Here is a 16,559-nt window from a genome sequence, read left to right on the forward strand (position 1 = left end):
TTTTTTATCGAGAAATTTGCATTATTGTGACCAATGTGATATATTTATAACATAAAGTGTGATATATTTATAACACTACAGGAGGTTTTGTCATGAAAAAAGGTCAAAAGTTAGTCGTGTTACTACCTTTGTGGATTCTGGTCTTATGCGGAGATTGGGCGGTTTTATCTGGGCTTGTTCGATTTAGCTTGCTGGAAAAGTTGATATTGATTTGTGGGACAGGGATTGGTCTGTTTTTTGCTACTTGGGGTGCTTTAAAAAGCAAACAAAATGAAGTTAGGGAGAGGAAGATTTTCTCTATTAAAGAAAAATTAAATGGTATCCTCGTTTTATCTGCCTCGTCTATCTATACACTAGGCATCTGGCTCAGTACGCCACCTGCTGGTCTTTTAAAAGAAATCGTGATGGGGATAGGTCTTCTAGTGCAGCTGGTTTTTCTTGGTTACTTTATCTTAAGAAAAGCAGATGAAGAAGCAGATGAGCGTTTTTATGCAAATCTATCTAATGCTGCCATGACAGCATTTGCTAGCAGTATCATCTTTCTGTTAACTTTAGCTTTGCTGTTAATGATCGTGAAGGGTCTGTATATTCCAGGAGGTATCTTTTTTATAGTAGCAGGGGTGCTGGTCTTACTTTTCAATTTTGTATTCATGTATTTGGAAAGTAGAGGGGCATGATGGGGAAAGTAAGCAATCTTATTACAAGTTTGAAGTCGACTCGAGAATCTCATGGCATGACCCAGCAAGAGTTGGCAGAGCGTATCGGTGTTAGGCGAGAGACGATTTTGCATCTAGAAAATAATCGTTACAATCCTTCTCTTGAAATGGCTCTAAAAATTGCACGAGTCTTTGATTTGAAGATAGAGGATCTATTTGAGCTAAAAGAATAATTTAAGCAAGATTCCTATATAAACTCTTGACAACTATATCGGACTGCGATATAATGAATATATCAAGATTCGATATATCGAAGTAAAAGGGAGAAGCAAAGATGAGTGGATTGACAGAAAAACTCAGGCGAGTCTATGTACCGATGACAGAGACAGGATTCTATATCCTCTTTTGTCTCCAGAAAGAAAGGCATGGCTACAGTATTACTCAAAAAGTCAAGGAATTGACAGATGGGCAACTATCTATCAGTCCCGGAACCATGTATGGAACCTTGTCCAAAATGGAAAAGGATGGTCTGATTGCCTTTGTTCGCGAGGAAGAAAAGAGGAAACTCTACCAGATTACAGATCTTGGGCAGAAGATTTTGAACTTGGAAATTCAGCGGATTGAACGCCTTTACCGGAATAGTAAGGAGGATGTTTGATGGGAAAGAAAGTCGTCTACAGGATCTTTACCATTGCAGACTACGATAGAGAAGCGTCCTATTTTAAAAAGATGCATGGCCAGGGCTGGAAGTTGAAAAAAGTAAACTATTCCCCTTTTATAATTGCAGTTCGTTATACTTTTGAAAAAACTTCACCTCAGGAAATGGCTTATCAATTAGATTTTCGTCCTATAAAGAAGGCGGAGCGAGACTCCTATTATCAACTATTCAAAGATTGTGGTTGGGAGCATATTACAAATTTTAATCAATTTTCCTATTTCCGCAAGCCAGCTTCTCAGCTTGATGCGGAAAGTGACCTTGAGATCTATAATGATGCCTGGTCTAAGCTAGAAATGGTTAAGCGTTTGCTTATATGGCGGTTTTTGCCAGCCCTTGTAGCTTTGTTTTTTGCTACTTATTTAGTTTTAAGTGTAGCTCAAAAAGGTTCAGATGTAGATTGGCTAGTAAAATGTATCTTATTAATAGATACAGTATTGTTATTTATTTTATTTGGTCAACTGGTTCATATCGGCTTGAGTTTCTGGAGAATGAAGCAGGAGCTCAAGAGCTGATGAGCCCCTTATCAACTGTTTTTTATGAAAGTGAGGATAATGATGAAAAAACCGATTATTGAAGTTCAAGGCTTGAAAAAGAAGTTCAAAGAACAAGAAGCCTTGGCAGGAATTGATTTTTCCATTCAAGAAGGAGAAATTTTTGGCTTCCTAGGACCATCTGGATCAGGAAAAACAACGACCATTAATATCTTGACTGGGCAGCTCAAGGCAGATGCTGGAACAGCTCATGTGCTGTCTGAAACGGTTGAGGATTTAAAGGTAGAAGTCCTGGAGCAGATAGGGATTGTCAGTGATACGAGTGGCTTTTATGAAAAAATGTCGCTTTACAACAATCTTAAGGCCTATGCTATGATCTTTGGTGTGGATATGAAGAAAGTCGATGAGCTTCTTCAAAAAGTGGGGCTCTATGATAGTCGCAACAAGGTAGCGGAAAAACTATCTACCGGTATGAAGCAACGGATGCTATTGGTCCGTGCCTTGATTAATCAGCCCAAATTGCTCTTTTTGGATGAGCCGACCAGTGGTTTGGATCCGTCAACTTCCCGAACAATCCATGACTTGCTACTGGAACTAAAAGCTCAGGGAACAACTATTTTTCTGACAACTCATGATATGCAGGAAGCTACACTTTTGTGCGATCGTTTGGCTTTATTGCATAAGGGTAAGTTGGTCGAAGTAGGCAGTCCGCATGAGATTATCCAAAAGTACAATACAGATAAGAAAGTTCGTTTAGAATATGTAGATTTGACAACGAAGACGGTGGCCTTTGAGGAATTGCAAGGAGGCTTGGATCTGTCAACTGTTATCAGTATTCATTCTTGCGAACCAACTTTAGAAGATGTTTTCATCACTTTGACAGGAGGTACCTTAAATGTCTAATAAGTTAAAAGGGATGATTTGGCTGAGAGGTCAAGTGACATTAGCAAATAAAAGTATTCTATTACAAGTTCTCATGCCAGTTTTCTTCGTTTTTCTTTATAAATTTATTTTTTCACTGAATGGAGCGGGTCAAGAACTGGGAGCAGACAGACTAGCTACCTTGTTAATGAATATTTCTTTGCCCTTCTCTTTAGCCATGTCTGTTGGGACGCCTATTATCATCATTCTGGCTGAGGAGAGAGAAAAACATAATTTGCAAAGTTTGCGTTTGGTAGGTGTGACAGCGGGTCAATACATTCTCTCCGCTTTAATCTGGCCGGCGATTATTGGGATTTTTTATATCGTCGTTACCCCGATTTTGATAGGAGCCAAGCTTTCTAATCAGGTATTCAGCTATGGTTTGGTTCTCTTGTTAACCTTGCTAGTCTTAATTTTCTTCTTCTTAATGGTTGGTCTGTTTTGTAAAAATCAAGTCATGGCTCAATCCCTTAGTGTTCCGGCTATGCTCTTGGTAGCTTTTATTCCTATGTTTTCAAATATGAATGAGGATTTATTTAAGGTTCTGCGTTATAGCTTTTTGGGCCTCTTTACTATTTTTATGAAAGATTGGTCTAACTTCCAATTTTGGAGTGGAGAACTTTTTGCTCTCGTTCTCTGGCTACTTCTTTTTGCAGGACTTTCCTTCTACTTAATGAGTCACATGAAATCCTTGGATGATTAAACTAGGTCTTTAGACTGATTTTTAGCACTCTTGTAAAAAGAGTGCTAATTTTTTGAGTTTTTATCTTGACATTGTTTCGGAAGAGTGTATAATAGAATCATGAGTTAGCACTCGAGGTTATCGAGTGCTAACAAAGAAGGGATCTTGAATGGAGGTGGTACCGTGGTAACGGAGCGTCAAAATGAGATTTTGAATTTGATTATTGATATCTTTACCAAGACTCACGAGCCAGTAGGGTCCAAAGCTTTACAGGATTCTATCAATTCGAGTAGTGCTACTATCCGAAATGATATGGCTGCTCTGGAAAAACAGGGACTTCTGGAAAAGGCTCATACATCTAGTGGCCGTAAACCCAGTGTTGCTGGTTTTCAGTACTTCGTCAAGCATTCGCTATCCTTTGATCGTCTCGCTGAAAATGAACTCTATGAAGTTATCAAAGCTTTTGATTATGAATTTTTCAATTTAGAGGACATTCTTCAACAGGCAGCGGACCTTCTAGCTAAGCTGAGTGGTTGCACAGTTGTTGCCTTGGATGTGGAACCAAGCCGACAGAGATTAACAGCTTTTGATATTGTAGTGCTGAGTCAGCATACGGCTCTAGCAGTTTTTACTCTAGATGAGTCCAATACTATCACCAGTCAGTTTATGATTCCGCGTAACTTCCTAAGAGAAGACTTGGATAGGCTTAAAGCCTTGGTGCAGGAGCGTTTTTTGGGACAGACAGTCTTGGATATTCACTACAAGATTCGGACTGAAATTCCCCAGATTATCCAGCGCTATTTCACTACGACAGATAATGTCATTCATCTGTTTGAGCATATCTTCGGTGATATTTTTAAAGAGAATGTTATTGTATCTGGTAAAGTTGCTTTGTTGAATTTTTCAGACTTGAAGGCCTATCAATTCTTTGATGATTCACAGAAGGTGGCCTTTGAGATTAGAGATAGTCTAGCCGAGGATCAGATGCAAAGTGTGCGCGTGGCAGATAGCCGAGAAAGTTGTTTGTCTGATTTGACCATTATTTCTAGCAAATTTTTGATTCCTTACAGAGGATTTGGAATTTTAGCAGTCATCGGACCAGTCAATCTCGACTATCAACGAGTAGTCAGTCAGGTTAATGTGATTAATCGTGTTTTGACTATGAAACTGACGGACTTCTATCGCTACCTCAGTAGTAACCACTATGAAGTCCACTAATTACAGTATAATCATTCCTAAAAAGGAGGTGCCTTGTGGCAAAACATAAACATGAAGAACATCCAGAAGATGTAGAAGTAAAAGAGGAAGCAGTAGAAACAGCTGAGCAAGCTGAATCTGCAAGCCCCGAAAAATCAGAATTAGAACTAGCAAATGAGCGGGCAGATGATTTTGAAAATAAATATCTCCGTGCCCATGCAGAAATGCAAAACATCCAACGCCGTGCCAATGAAGAGCGTCAGCTCTTGCAACGCTATCGTAGTCAAGATCTAGCAAAAGCGATTCTACCTTCTTTGGACAACCTTGAGCGTGCTCTTGCTGTTGAAGGATTGACAGATGATGTCAAAAAAGGATTGGAAATGGTGCAGGAAAGCTTGGTTCATGCTCTCAAAGAAGAGGGCATCGAAGAAATTCCGGCCGATGGAGAATTTGACCATAACTATCACATGGCCATTCAAACTGTTCCAGCTGACGACGAACATCCAGCAGATACCATCGCACAAGTCTTCCAAAAAGGCTACAAACTCCATGACCGCATCCTAAGACCGGCTATGGTAGTAGTATACAACTAAGATATAGAGCCCGAAAAAGCTCACAGTAAAAATAGGAGATTGACGAAGTGTTCGATGAACACAAGGAAATCTATCTTTTTTACCCAGAGCTTAGGGCGAGTTCGATTAGGAGGTAAGTCAGAAATCTGTGATTTCGTTGACGCACCCCTGCAAGGGTGATTAGGCTTGTCACGAACGTTGCAAAGTGAGCTGCCAATCAGCTACTGCGTATCATTTCGACTTCTCATGTCGTAACCTTACATAATAAAAAACTTGTCCGAAATGACAATAAACTATGAAGAAAGATAAGAGGCAAGCTTGAGGCTTGCAAGGAAGATATTTCCCACCGTGGTGAAAGTTTCAGTAGCTCGTGCTACTGAAACAGGGGATTTTTGAGACAATAGGCTCAAAAATAAGTGATGAAATCCCGGAGGGAGTTGCTCACGTCCCCACCACTTAAGGGGAATATTAAGAAAAATCAAAAATAGAATATAAAACTTAAGGAGAAAAACACATGTCTAAAATTATCGGTATTGACTTAGGTACAACAAACTCAGCAGTTGCAGTTCTTGAAGGAACTGAAAGCAAAATCATCGCAAACCCAGAAGGAAACCGCACAACTCCATCAGTAGTGTCATTCAAAAATGGCGAAATCATCGTTGGTGATGCTGCAAAACGTCAAGCAGTAACAAACCCAGATACTGTTATCTCTATCAAATCTAAGATGGGGACTTCTGAAAAAGTTTCTGCAAACGGCAAAGAATACACTCCACAAGAAATTTCAGCGATGATTCTTCAATACTTGAAGGGCTACGCTGAAGAATATCTTGGTGAAAAAGTAACTAAAGCAGTCATCACAGTTCCAGCTTACTTTAACGATGCGCAACGTCAAGCGACTAAAGACGCTGGTAAAATCGCTGGTCTTGAAGTAGAACGTATCGTTAACGAACCAACAGCAGCAGCCCTTGCTTACGGTTTGGACAAGACTGACAAAGAAGAAAAAATCTTGGTATTTGACCTTGGTGGTGGTACATTTGACGTATCTATTCTTGAATTGGGTGACGGTGTCTTCGATGTATTGGCAACTGCAGGAGACAACAAACTTGGTGGTGACGACTTTGACCAAAAGATTATCGACCACATGGTTGCAGAATTTAAGAAGGAAAATGGTATTGACTTGTCTACTGACAAGATGGCTCTTCAACGTTTGAAAGATGCTGCTGAAAAAGCTAAGAAAGACCTTTCAGGTGTGACTTCAACTCAAATCAGCTTGCCATTCATCACAGCAGGAGCTGCAGGACCTCTTCACTTGGAAATGACTCTGACTCGTGCCAAATTTGATGATTTGACTCGTGATCTTGTAGAACGTACAAAAACTCCAGTTCGTCAAGCCCTTTCTGATGCAGGCTTGAGCTTGTCAGAAATCGACGAAGTCATCCTTGTTGGTGGTTCAACTCGTATCCCAGCTGTTGTAGAAGCTGTTAAAGCTGAGACTGGTAAAGAACCAAACAAATCAGTTAACCCTGATGAAGTAGTTGCCATGGGTGCGGCTATCCAAGGTGGTGTCATCACTGGTGATGTCAAAGACGTTGTTCTTCTTGACGTGACTCCATTGTCACTTGGTATCGAAACAATGGGTGGCGTATTCACAAAACTCATCGACCGCAACACTACTATTCCAACTTCTAAATCACAAGTCTTCTCTACAGCAGCAGACAACCAACCGGCCGTTGATATCCACGTTCTTCAAGGTGAACGCCCAATGGCAGCGGATAACAAGACACTTGGACGTTTCCAATTGACAGATATCCCAGCTGCACCTCGTGGAATTCCTCAAATCGAAGTAACATTTGATATCGACAAGAACGGTATCGTGTCTGTTAAGGCTAAAGACCTTGGAACTCAAAAAGAACAAACAATTGTCATCCAATCTAACTCAGGTTTGACTGATGAAGAAATCGACCGCATGATGAAAGATGCAGAAGCAAACGCTGAAGCAGATAAGAAACGTAAAGAAGAAGTTGATCTTCGTAACGAAGTTGACCAAGCTATCTTTGCGACTGAAAAGACTATCAAGGAAACTGAAGGTAAAGGCTTCGACGCAGAACGTGACGCTGCTCAAACTGCCCTTGATGACCTTAAGAAAGCTCAAGAAGACAACAACTTGGACGAAATGAAAGCAAAACTCGAAGCTTTGAACGAAAAAGCTCAAGGACTTGCTGTTAAACTCTACGAACAAGCCGCAGCAGCTCAACAAGCTCAAGCAGGAGCAGAAGGCGCACAAGCAACAGGAAACGCAGGCGATGACGTCGTAGACGGAGAGTTTACGGAGAAATAGGCGGTAAGACAGAACTAAAAATTGAAAGTTTTTAGTTCGTAGTCGAACCCCCGCGAGGATGATTAGGATTTTTGGGAGTCTGAAAGACGAACCTAAAATCCAATCAGCTACCGCGTCAAAAGTCGTTTTGAAAATTAGATGAGGCGGATAGGTCTTTGTCTTAGCCTCGGTCTGATGTCATAAGTATAAAAAGAAATCCAGAGGTTGCAACCCAGCCTCTGTTTTTCGGTAAGATAGAGGGTGATGCTTATGAAAAAAGTGCTTTGTATCATTTATCCTAATTTTTCACTTTATGAAGTAGTTTGCCTGACCAGTACTTTAGCTCTATCTTTTGGTATTGAAATCGATTATGTTGGTTCAGATAGAGGCATTATAACATCGGAAGATGGATTAGCCTGTCAACCTACTAGAACACTGGATGAAGTAGTTATCGAAGACTATTCTTGTGTCATTTTGCCAGGGATGATAAATATTGCCCCTGCTTTGCACGATGAAAAATTGATTTCTTTCCTAAGAAGTTTGTATCAGCAAGAGATTTTGATTGCAGCTATTTCATCAGCTCCCATTTTATTGGCGAAAGCAGGCTTATTGAAGGACACGAAATTTACGGGTGGGATTTGGCAAAACTTCTTTGACTATTTTGAATTTCTTCCACGGGAAAATTTCAAAGCTAAAGCTGTCCTGCAAGATAAAAATATCATTACTGCTGTCGGCTTTGCACATCAAGAGTTTGCAAGAAAAGTAATTCTTGGTCTAGGTTTGGCAGAAAATACTGACAACTATTTTAAAGAACAGAATGAATATTCAGAAGAGGATTTGGTTTTTACTCTATCGGACAAAGAGTTTGATGAAGTGAAGCAGAGCATAAAAAACAACTTCTAAGAAATCTCTTAAAATTTATAGAAAGGAACAAGAGTGTTCGTAATTGAACACGGGTTCTAAAAATTCTGACTCAATATGAAAGAAAGGAACTGAACCCGACCTAAATTCTCAGAAAAAAGAGAAATCTGTCTAGGAGCATCGCTCCGTCGCCTGATTTCCTATTTTTCAGTCGAATTTTACGGTCTTGGTATCTTATATGAACAATACGGAATATTATGACCGTCTAGGTGTCTCAAAGAATGCTTCACAGGATGAAATCAAGAGAGCCTATCGGAAATTATCAAAAAAATATCACCCAGATATTAATAAAGATCCTGGGGCAGAAGATAAGTACAAAGAGGTCCAAGAAGCTTATGAGACTTTAAGTGACGAGCAGAAAAGGGCAGCCTATGATCAGTATGGTGCTGCTGGAGCCAATGGTGGTTTTGGCGGTGGCGCAGGCGGCTTTGGTGGCTTTGACGGATCTGGCTTTGGTGGATTTGAAGATATCTTCTCAAGTTTTTTTGGTGGCGGTGCTTCGCGAAATCCAAATGCTCCTCGTCAGGGTGACGATCTTCAATATCGTGTAAATCTCAAGTTTGAAGAGGCTATTTTTGGTACTGAAAAGGAAATTAAGTACAACCGGGAGGCGTCTTGTCGTACGTGTAGCGGATCAGGTGCTAAGCCAGGGACAAGTCCAGTGACTTGTGGACGCTGTCATGGCTCAGGTGTCATCAATGTAGATACGCAAACTCCTCTGGGCATGATGCGTCGTCAAGTGACCTGTGATGTCTGTCATGGACGCGGAAAAGAAATTAAGGAGCCTTGTACGACCTGTCATGGAACAGGACATGAAAAACAAGCCCACAGTGTCCATGTTAAAATCCCAGCAGGTGTGGAAACTGGTCAGCAAGTTCGCCTAGCAGGGCAAGGGGAAGCAGGTTTCAATGGTGGCCCTTATGGAGACTTGTATGTAGTCGTCAATGTCGAACCAAGTGATAAATTTGAGCGAGATGGATCTACTATATACTACAAGCTCAATCTAAACTTTGTTCAGGCCGCACTTGGAGACAGTGTGGATGTTCCAACCGTTCATGGGGATGTTGAGCTCAATATCCCAGAAGGAACTCAGACTGGCAAACGATTCCGCTTGCGTGGCAAGGGAGCTCCTAGTCTTCGTGGTGGAAGCATGGGTGATCAGTATGTGACTGTTAACGTTGTGACTCCAACAGGACTGAATGATAAGCAAAAAGCAGCGCTCAAGGACTTTGCGGCTGCAGGGAATATCAGTGTAAATCCTAAGAAAAAAGGCTTCTTTGACCATATTAAAGATGCTTTTGATGGGGAATAAAAGAAAGGAAGAGAGTGGACTGAAGTTATAGTTCACTCTCTCTTTTTTGGGATTTGAGATCTTTTGAAACGTTGCTTTAAAATATAGGTATCTGAATTAAATCTCTTTATCAATAAATTATAGAATCTTGTAGAGGGCTCATTGCAGAACAGGGGGTAATAGCCTATAATGAAGAAAAAGAAACCGTTTACATTATCGGTTTTTCTATTTATCAAAAAGGAGATTTTATGATGGTCTTTCATAGAGAACAGCGTTTTTCTATTCGTAAATTTTCAGTTGGAGCGGCTTCTGTTCTAATTGGAATCACTATGGCTGGACAGGTTGTTTCGGCAGAAGAGCTTCCAACTACGCAGTCAAATGTTGTCGCTCCAGCAGATTCTACTGAACCCAAAGCTGCAGAAGAAGTGGCAACCTCTAGTCCCGCACAAGATAAGTCTACAGCAGAGGAAACGTCCGGAGCAAATCCTGTAAACAATAGTGAAGCAACTCCATCAACTTCTGCTCCAGCAGAATCTAATACAGATATTCCTAAGCAAGATAAGACCCCTGAAAAAGATGCTACTGGAGAAGCAGAAAAAAGAAATGATTCTGAGGAGAAAGCAGGCTTACCTACTGATGCACCAAAGGGTCAAGAGTCAGACCGTGTTGATGAAAAACTTGCCATGCGCAAAATGATTTCAGTTGATGCAGGTCGTAAATATTTTAGCCCAGAACAATTGAAAGAAATTGTAGACAAGGCTAAGCGTTATGGTTTTACAGATATGCATTTACTGTTAGGAAATGATGGGCTGCGTTTCCAATTGGATGATATGTCGTTAACTGTAGGCGGTAAGACCTATTCTAGTGAAGATGTTAAAAAAGCTATTGAAAAAGGGACCAACGATTATTATAATGATCCAAATGGCAATCACTTAACACAAGCTGAAATGACGGACTTGATTGACTATGCTAAACAACAAGGAATCGGTCTTGTGCCGACAATCAATAGCCCAGGGCATATGGATGCGATCCTGAATGCCATGAAGGAGCTGGGAATTGAAAAACCTAATTTTGACTACTTTGGCAAGGAATCTGCTCGAACAGTTGATTTAAATAATCAGCCTGCTGTTGATTTCACAAAAGCCTTGATTGAGAAATATGCTGCATATTTTGCCGGTAAAACGGATATTTTCAATATAGGTTTAGATGAATATGCTAATGATGCGACCAATGCTAAAGGCTGGCAGGTTCTACAAGCAGACAAGTATTATCCAGGAGAAGGTTACCCAGAAAAGGGGTATGAAAAATTCATTGCTTATGCCAACGATCTAGCTAAAATTGTTAAGCGAAATGGCTTGAAACCAATGGCTTTCAATGATGGTATTTACTATAATTCTGATCAGAGTTTTGGTGAATTTGATAAGGATATTATTGTGTCTTATTGGACTGGTGGCTGGGGAGGCTATGATGTTGCTTCTTCCAAACTTTTGTCTGAAAAAGGGCATAAGATTCTAAATACCAATGATGCTTGGTATTATGTTCTAGGTCGGAATGCAGAAGGGCAAGGTTGGTATAATCTGGACCAAGGATTGAAGGGAATTGCTTCTACACCGATTACCAGTGTTCCTAAGTCTGAGGGAGCAGATATTCCAATTATTGGTGGTATGGTGGCTGCATGGGCAGATGAGCCTTCAGCGCGTTTTTCCCCATCTCGGCTTTACAAGTTGATGCGTCGCTTTGCCGACCAAAATGCTGAGTATTTTGCTGCCAATTATCAAGATGTAGAAAAAGAATTAGCGGCAGTCCCAAGTGACCTGGCTTCTAAATATACACCGGAAAGTATCGCTCGGCTTAAGGAAGCAGAAAAAGCTGTGAAAGAATTAGACAGCCATCTTAGTCGGAGCAAACAAGAAGAGATTGATCTTGCGGTTGCTCGCTTAAAAGAAGCTCGTGAGCATCTCCAGCCAACCCCTGATTATCAAAAGGTACTAGATGCTCAAGCTGAACGAGAAAAATTAGCTAAGAGCAAGGTGATTTCTATTGACGCTGGTCGGAAATATTTCTCATTGGATCAGCTAAAGAGAATCGTTGACAAGGCTAGTGAATTGGGATATTCAGATTTGCATCTGCTAGTTGGAAATGACGGTATGCGCTTCATGTTGGATGACATGACCGTTGAAGCCAACGGTAAAACCTACACAAGTGATGAAGTGAAAGAAGCAATCTTGGCTGGTACCAAGGCTTACTATGATGATCCAAATGGAAATGCCCTCAGCCAAAAAGAGATGGATGAGCTGATTGCTTATGCCAAAGGAAAGGGTATAGGTCTTATTCCAGCACTCAATAGCCCAGGCCATATGGATGCCCTTTTGGTCGCTATGGAAAAACTAGGTATTCAAAATCCTCAGGCTTATTTTGATACACTATCCAAAACAACCCTTGATTTGGAAAATGAAGAAGCCAAGTCCTTTACCAAAGCATTGATTGGCAAATATATGGATTACTTTGCAGGCAAAACCAAAATTTTCAACTATGGAACGGATGAATATGCCAATGATGCAACCAATGCTCAGGGTTGGTATTATCTGAAATACTACAACCTCTATGGTAAGTTCGCAGAATATGCTAATTCTCTAGCTGCTATGGCAAAAGAGAGAGGTTTGCAACCAATGGCCTTCAACGATGGCTTCTACTACGAAGACAAAGACGATGTTGAGTTTGATAAGGATGTCTTAATCTCCTATTGGTCTAAAGGCTGGTGGGGCTATAACCTGGCATCACCACAGTATTTAGCAAGTAAGGGCTACAAATTCCTCAATACCAATGGGGATTGGTACTACATTTTGGGGCAAAAGCCAGAAGATGGCGGTGGTTTCTTACAGAAAGCACTTGATAATACTGAAAAGACACCATTTAATCAACTAGCTTCTACCAAGTACCCAGAAGTAGATCTTCCAACAGTCGGTAGCATGATTGCCATCTGGGCTGATAGACCGCAAGCTGAATACAAAGAAGAAGAGATCTTCCGATTAATGACTGCTTTTGCTGATCATAATAAAGACTATTTCAAGGCTAATTATGGCCCTATTCGGGAAGAAATTGCTAAAATCCCAACCGATTTAACCATCTATACACCAGAATCTGTTGCAGCTCTAAAAGCAGCTCAAGATGAGATTGATTGGGAATTAAGCCGGATGAAGCAAGAAGAGGTAGACAAACTAGCAGCTAAACTAAAAGTTGCTCGCGAAAATCTCAAGCCAATCACCTACAATGGCAGTGCTGATGAGGAAGAAGTTCGCGCTCTTGTGGAATATAAACCATATCTTGATATTCAAACAGAAGAGATTGCCTTTGAGACAAAAGAAGTAGCAAATCCAAACCTTGAAAAAGGGCAACGCAAGATTTTGCAAGTGGGTATCAAAGGTGAAAAAACAAATTTAGTTGAAATATCTGCCCAGGACGGTAGTAGCAAGCTTGTGGAAAGTTTCGTTTCTAAGGATGCAGTAGCTGAAATTGTGGAAATTGGGACAAAAGAAGTAGATTCAGCAAAAATGGGTGAAAGTCAGGTTCAACCAGCCCCGTTGGTTACTCCTTCTGTTAAGGGATCATCACCTATTAGCCAAGTAAGTAAGCAAGAAGAGGGTCTAAAACCGACTCAAACTAAGCAGCCAATAGCTGAACAAAAATTATCTCAACCATCTGCCCAAGCAGTGGCTAAGGACAATAAACTTCCGCAAACTGGAACAACTTCAGCTTGGCCTATAACTCTTCTGGGAACAGCTTTAGCTATGATCGGTTTGGGTGGACGCAAGAAAAGGAAAGGATGATTTATTATCGTTCTAAAAATCGAGTGTAAACCTAGGCTTAAATAGTTATTTGGACAAGAATAAAGACGAGGTCAAAGAAAATAGTTTGGCCTCGTCTTTTTGTTTATGGCATTATGGGGAATAGGCCCTCTAAGGGGGTGCTAGCTTAGGTTCTTTTTCTTCACTCGCCTGGTTTTCCAGTTATGATGTGTTGAATTCCTTGATGGATATGAGGGAGCAGTTCAGGTAGAAAATTAGGATAGGCTGTTTGGTGTTGGAGTTCTTCCAAAGGGATCCATTCGACAGTTTCATTTTCTGAAAGACTAGGGAATTGCTGTCCTTTTGGTTTCATCAAGTAATAAAAGCAAATTTCATGACAGTCTAGTCCTGCCAATCGTCCTGTTTCCTGCTGGAAGAAGTTTTCATGGATAAATACTAACCGATCAATCTCGTATTCTTGACCAGTTTCTTCTTGGATTTCCCTTTTGACGGCTTCCTGGGAGGACTCTCCCAACTGAACAGCACCTCCAAGCGGATAGAAGTAGCTTTCGTCAGGGTTGGTCATGAAAGCCACGGCTCCTTCTTCTATGATAAGTGCTGCGGCTTTGTATCTGAAACGTCTATGTTCTTCTTGAAAGCTGATATCTGCTAACATTCTTCCCTCCTTTTTAGAATTAGTATATCATTTTTTAAGTGATATTGTCATAACGAGAATTATCTTGCTACTCCTGTCTTTTCCTGCTACAATAGGTCTATGACAAGATATAAAGCGATTATTTCCTATGACGGGCATGACTTTGCTGGGTTCCAAAGACAACCTCATGCTAGAAGCGTCCAAGAAGAAATTGAAAAGACCCTGACCCGTATCAATAAAGGCCAGCCTGTGGTCATTCATGGTGCAGGTCGGACAGACAGCGGTGTTCATGCCCTTGGCCAAGTCCTGCATTTTGATTTACCGGAAGAGCGGGATGAAGAAAAATTACGTTTTGCCTTGGATACGCAGACACCAGAAGATATTGATTTTATCAGTGTGGAGCAGGTATCGGATGATTTTCACTCTCGCTACAATAAACACAGCAAGACCTATGAATTTTTGGTGGACATCGGCCGGCCTAAAAATCCTATGATGCGCTATTATGCCACCCATTATCCTTATCCTTTGGAGTTGAGTCTGGTAGAAGAAGCGATTACTCAGTTAGAGGGGACGCATGATTTTACAGGCTTTACTGCTTCGGGGACCAGTGTGGAAGACAAGGTTCGGACCATTACTGAGGCCAAGGTCCGCTATGATGCAGAGCGTAATTTTTTGGTCTTTACTTTTTCAGGCAATGGCTTTCTCTACAAGCAGATCCGCAATATGGTAGGAACGCTACTTAAGATTGGTAATAAACGCATGCCAGTGGAGCAGATTCAGAGGATTTTAGCGGAGAAAGACCGCCATCTGGCCGGACCAACCGCCGGTCCCAACGGCCTTTATTTGAAAGAAATTCGATATGAAGAATGAAGCTGAGATAATGGTATCTCAGCTTTGTTTGATTGTGGGTAGGTTTCTAGAAAAGAGACTAAAAGATTCTTGTCTGATACATTTTTATTTTTATCTGGGAAGTCTCTTTAAAATGCCATATGGAATAGGTATTAAATGACTATTTGGAGCGGTTTTTAGCTATCCTACAAAAAAACTGAATATTTCTCCATTTTTTTGTAGTTTTTAAAGAAAAAAATAACTTTTTAAGGAAAAATCTATTGTAAAAAACATCTAAAAGAATTATGATAATACTATGTGTATAAATGCTGTCTTTTAAAGGCTGATAGGGAGTTGGCAAGTGAAGACTTAGGGAGAAAATTTATACATCCAAACAAATAATGGGAGTTATGAAGTGAAGGATTTTAGAAAAGTACAGGAGAAAATTCAGAAATTTTCAATTAGAAAATTATCTGTTGGTGTAGGCTCCGTTGCAATCGCTGCCTTGATTTTTGGGAGCTTTTTGACTAGTCCAGCTGTTGCTGCTGATGAAGTTGGAAAGACTGGTCAGGCTCATTACACTTATGTTGAAGAGCAAGAGTTAACTGAGCAGGAGAAGGAACTGATTAAGCATGAGCTTCCTTCCGATTTGCAATCAGGTGAGAATTATTACCTGATTTATCGTAAGCAGGGGAAACCAACAGTTTTGCCTCAAACAGGAAATAATGGGCAACCGCTTCTTGGCATACTAGCTGGGACAGCTATTTTGGCTGTCTTGGTGTTTTCTCGTAAGAAGGCTGGCAAGTTGGTGGGAGTGCTTTTGATTGGAGCGTTCGGACAGAGCCTTTTGCTTTCGCCTCAAGTTTTTGCGCTAGAAAATAAAGAGTTGGTTTCTTATAACCGTCAAGTTCCAATTTCTTCAGGTGTTTCTGAGGCTGATTTAGCCATTGAAGGATACGACTATATCGGTTACTTTACTGCTTCTGATTTGCGGGCTTTGACAGGAACCTCGCCTGCCTCTCAGACTGAAGAAATTAGTCTTAAAGATCAACTAGCAGTACCAGAAAATTCAAAATCTGGACGGGATGCTAGGGGTCAAGAAAAGCAAACAGAGCTTATGGAAGAGGAAAAACAAGATCAAGATATTTCAAGTCAGGTTGGAAGTATCTCTGATTCCACTCCTAACCCATCTTCTCAAGGATTACATCCAAATAAGGAAACATCAAAAGAAGAAAATAAAACGAATCCGAATCAATCTGAAAAAAGCAGCAGTAGTAAGGGAGCACCAGAAGTTCAACCGGAGAAACCAGCTTATACAGAGCCGATTGGAACAGCAGGAGATACAGCCCCAGTCGAGCCTGCGCTTCCAGCATACACAGGGTCAGTAAATGGCGAAGCAGAAGTTCAACCAGAGAAACCATCCTATACCGGACCGGTTGGAACAGCAGGAGATACAGCCCCAGTCGAGCCTGCGCTTCCAGCATACACAGGGTCAGTAAATGGCGAACCAGAAGTTCAACCGGAG

15 protein-coding genes are annotated in these 16,559 nt (G+C 40.9%); 14 read left to right on the forward strand and 1 reads right to left on the reverse strand.

All coding sequences use genetic code 11. From position 1 onward, the window contains the following. Positions 1-92 precede the first annotated feature (92 nt). From AWH02_RS04950 to strH, 12 genes are all read left to right on the forward strand, one after another. Positions 93-677, forward strand: a complete 585-nt coding sequence (locus AWH02_RS04950) for a DUF3796 domain-containing protein (protein ID WP_060553059.1) — start codon at positions 93-95, stop codon at positions 675-677. Beyond that, a complete protein-coding gene (locus tag AWH02_RS04955; protein WP_060553058.1) occupies positions 677-889 on the forward strand; it encodes a helix-turn-helix transcriptional regulator in 213 nt (70 codons plus the stop codon). Before AWH02_RS04950 ends, AWH02_RS04955 begins: the two co-directional genes overlap by 1 nt. A gap of 101 nt (positions 890-990) precedes the next feature. After that, entirely contained in the window at positions 991-1,314 is a 324-nt protein-coding gene (locus AWH02_RS04960; RefSeq protein WP_008808411.1) for a PadR family transcriptional regulator, read from the forward strand. Further along, positions 1,314-1,886, forward strand: a complete 573-nt coding sequence (locus AWH02_RS04965) for a DUF2812 domain-containing protein (protein WP_060553057.1) — start codon at positions 1,314-1,316, stop codon at positions 1,884-1,886. The genes AWH02_RS04960 and AWH02_RS04965 overlap by 1 nt, the downstream gene beginning before the upstream one ends. A gap of 42 nt (positions 1,887-1,928) precedes the next feature. Beyond that, positions 1,929-2,768: an ABC transporter ATP-binding protein gene (locus tag AWH02_RS04970; RefSeq protein WP_060553310.1), complete on the forward strand. Its 840-nt coding sequence runs from the start codon at positions 1,929-1,931 to the stop codon at positions 2,766-2,768. After that, a complete protein-coding gene (locus tag AWH02_RS04975) occupies positions 2,761-3,489 on the forward strand; it encodes an ABC transporter permease (protein ID WP_060553056.1) in 729 nt (242 codons plus the stop codon). Before AWH02_RS04970 ends, AWH02_RS04975 begins: the two co-directional genes overlap by 8 nt. 162 nt (positions 3,490-3,651) lie before the next feature. Then, positions 3,652-4,686, forward strand: coding sequence for a heat-inducible transcriptional repressor HrcA (gene hrcA / locus AWH02_RS04980; RefSeq protein WP_060553055.1), 1,035 nt, complete (start codon positions 3,652-3,654; stop codon positions 4,684-4,686). Between the two features lie 35 nt (positions 4,687-4,721). Beyond that, a complete protein-coding gene (grpE, locus tag AWH02_RS04985; RefSeq protein WP_060553054.1) occupies positions 4,722-5,258 on the forward strand; it encodes a nucleotide exchange factor GrpE in 537 nt (178 codons plus the stop codon). A 493-nt stretch (positions 5,259-5,751) separates the two neighbouring features. Further along, the gene (gene dnaK / locus AWH02_RS04990; RefSeq protein ID WP_008808417.1) at positions 5,752-7,575 is read left to right on the forward strand and encodes a molecular chaperone DnaK; all 1,824 of its coding nucleotides are present in this window, start codon (positions 5,752-5,754) and stop codon (positions 7,573-7,575) included. A gap of 249 nt (positions 7,576-7,824) precedes the next feature. Further along, a complete protein-coding gene (locus AWH02_RS04995; RefSeq protein WP_060553053.1) occupies positions 7,825-8,457 on the forward strand; it encodes a DJ-1/PfpI family protein in 633 nt (210 codons plus the stop codon). Between the two features lie 196 nt (positions 8,458-8,653). Beyond that, complete coding sequence (dnaJ, locus tag AWH02_RS05000; RefSeq protein WP_060553052.1) at positions 8,654-9,787, forward strand: molecular chaperone DnaJ; 1,134 nt, start codon at positions 8,654-8,656, stop codon at positions 9,785-9,787. Positions 9,788-10,017: 230 nt separating this feature from the next. Beyond that, positions 10,018-13,593, forward strand: coding sequence for an LPXTG-anchored beta-N-acetylhexosaminidase StrH (gene strH, locus AWH02_RS05005; RefSeq protein WP_060553309.1), 3,576 nt, complete (start codon positions 10,018-10,020; stop codon positions 13,591-13,593). Positions 13,594-13,753: 160 nt separating this feature from the next. On the opposite strand, the gene AWH02_RS05010 is transcribed toward strH, so the two are convergent. After that, the gene (locus tag AWH02_RS05010; RefSeq protein ID WP_048778200.1) at positions 13,754-14,227 is read right to left on the reverse strand and encodes an NUDIX hydrolase; all 474 of its coding nucleotides are present in this window, start codon (positions 14,225-14,227) and stop codon (positions 13,754-13,756) included. Between the two features lie 99 nt (positions 14,228-14,326). On the opposite strand from AWH02_RS05010, the gene truA reads away from it, so the two are divergent. Both truA and AWH02_RS11155 read left to right on the forward strand, forming a co-directional pair. Continuing rightward, on the forward strand, positions 14,327-15,076 hold the full coding sequence (gene truA, locus AWH02_RS05015) for a tRNA pseudouridine(38-40) synthase TruA (RefSeq protein WP_060553051.1): 750 nt from the start codon (positions 14,327-14,329) through the stop codon (positions 15,074-15,076). 373 nt (positions 15,077-15,449) lie between these two features. Beyond that, the coding region (locus AWH02_RS11155; protein ID WP_236708892.1) for a YSIRK-type signal peptide-containing protein at positions 15,450-16,559 on the forward strand (1,110 nt) is incomplete at its 3' end.

The organism is Streptococcus gordonii, assembly GCF_001553855.1.
GTDB classification, from domain to species: Bacteria; Bacillota; Bacilli; order Lactobacillales; family Streptococcaceae; genus Streptococcus; species Streptococcus gordonii.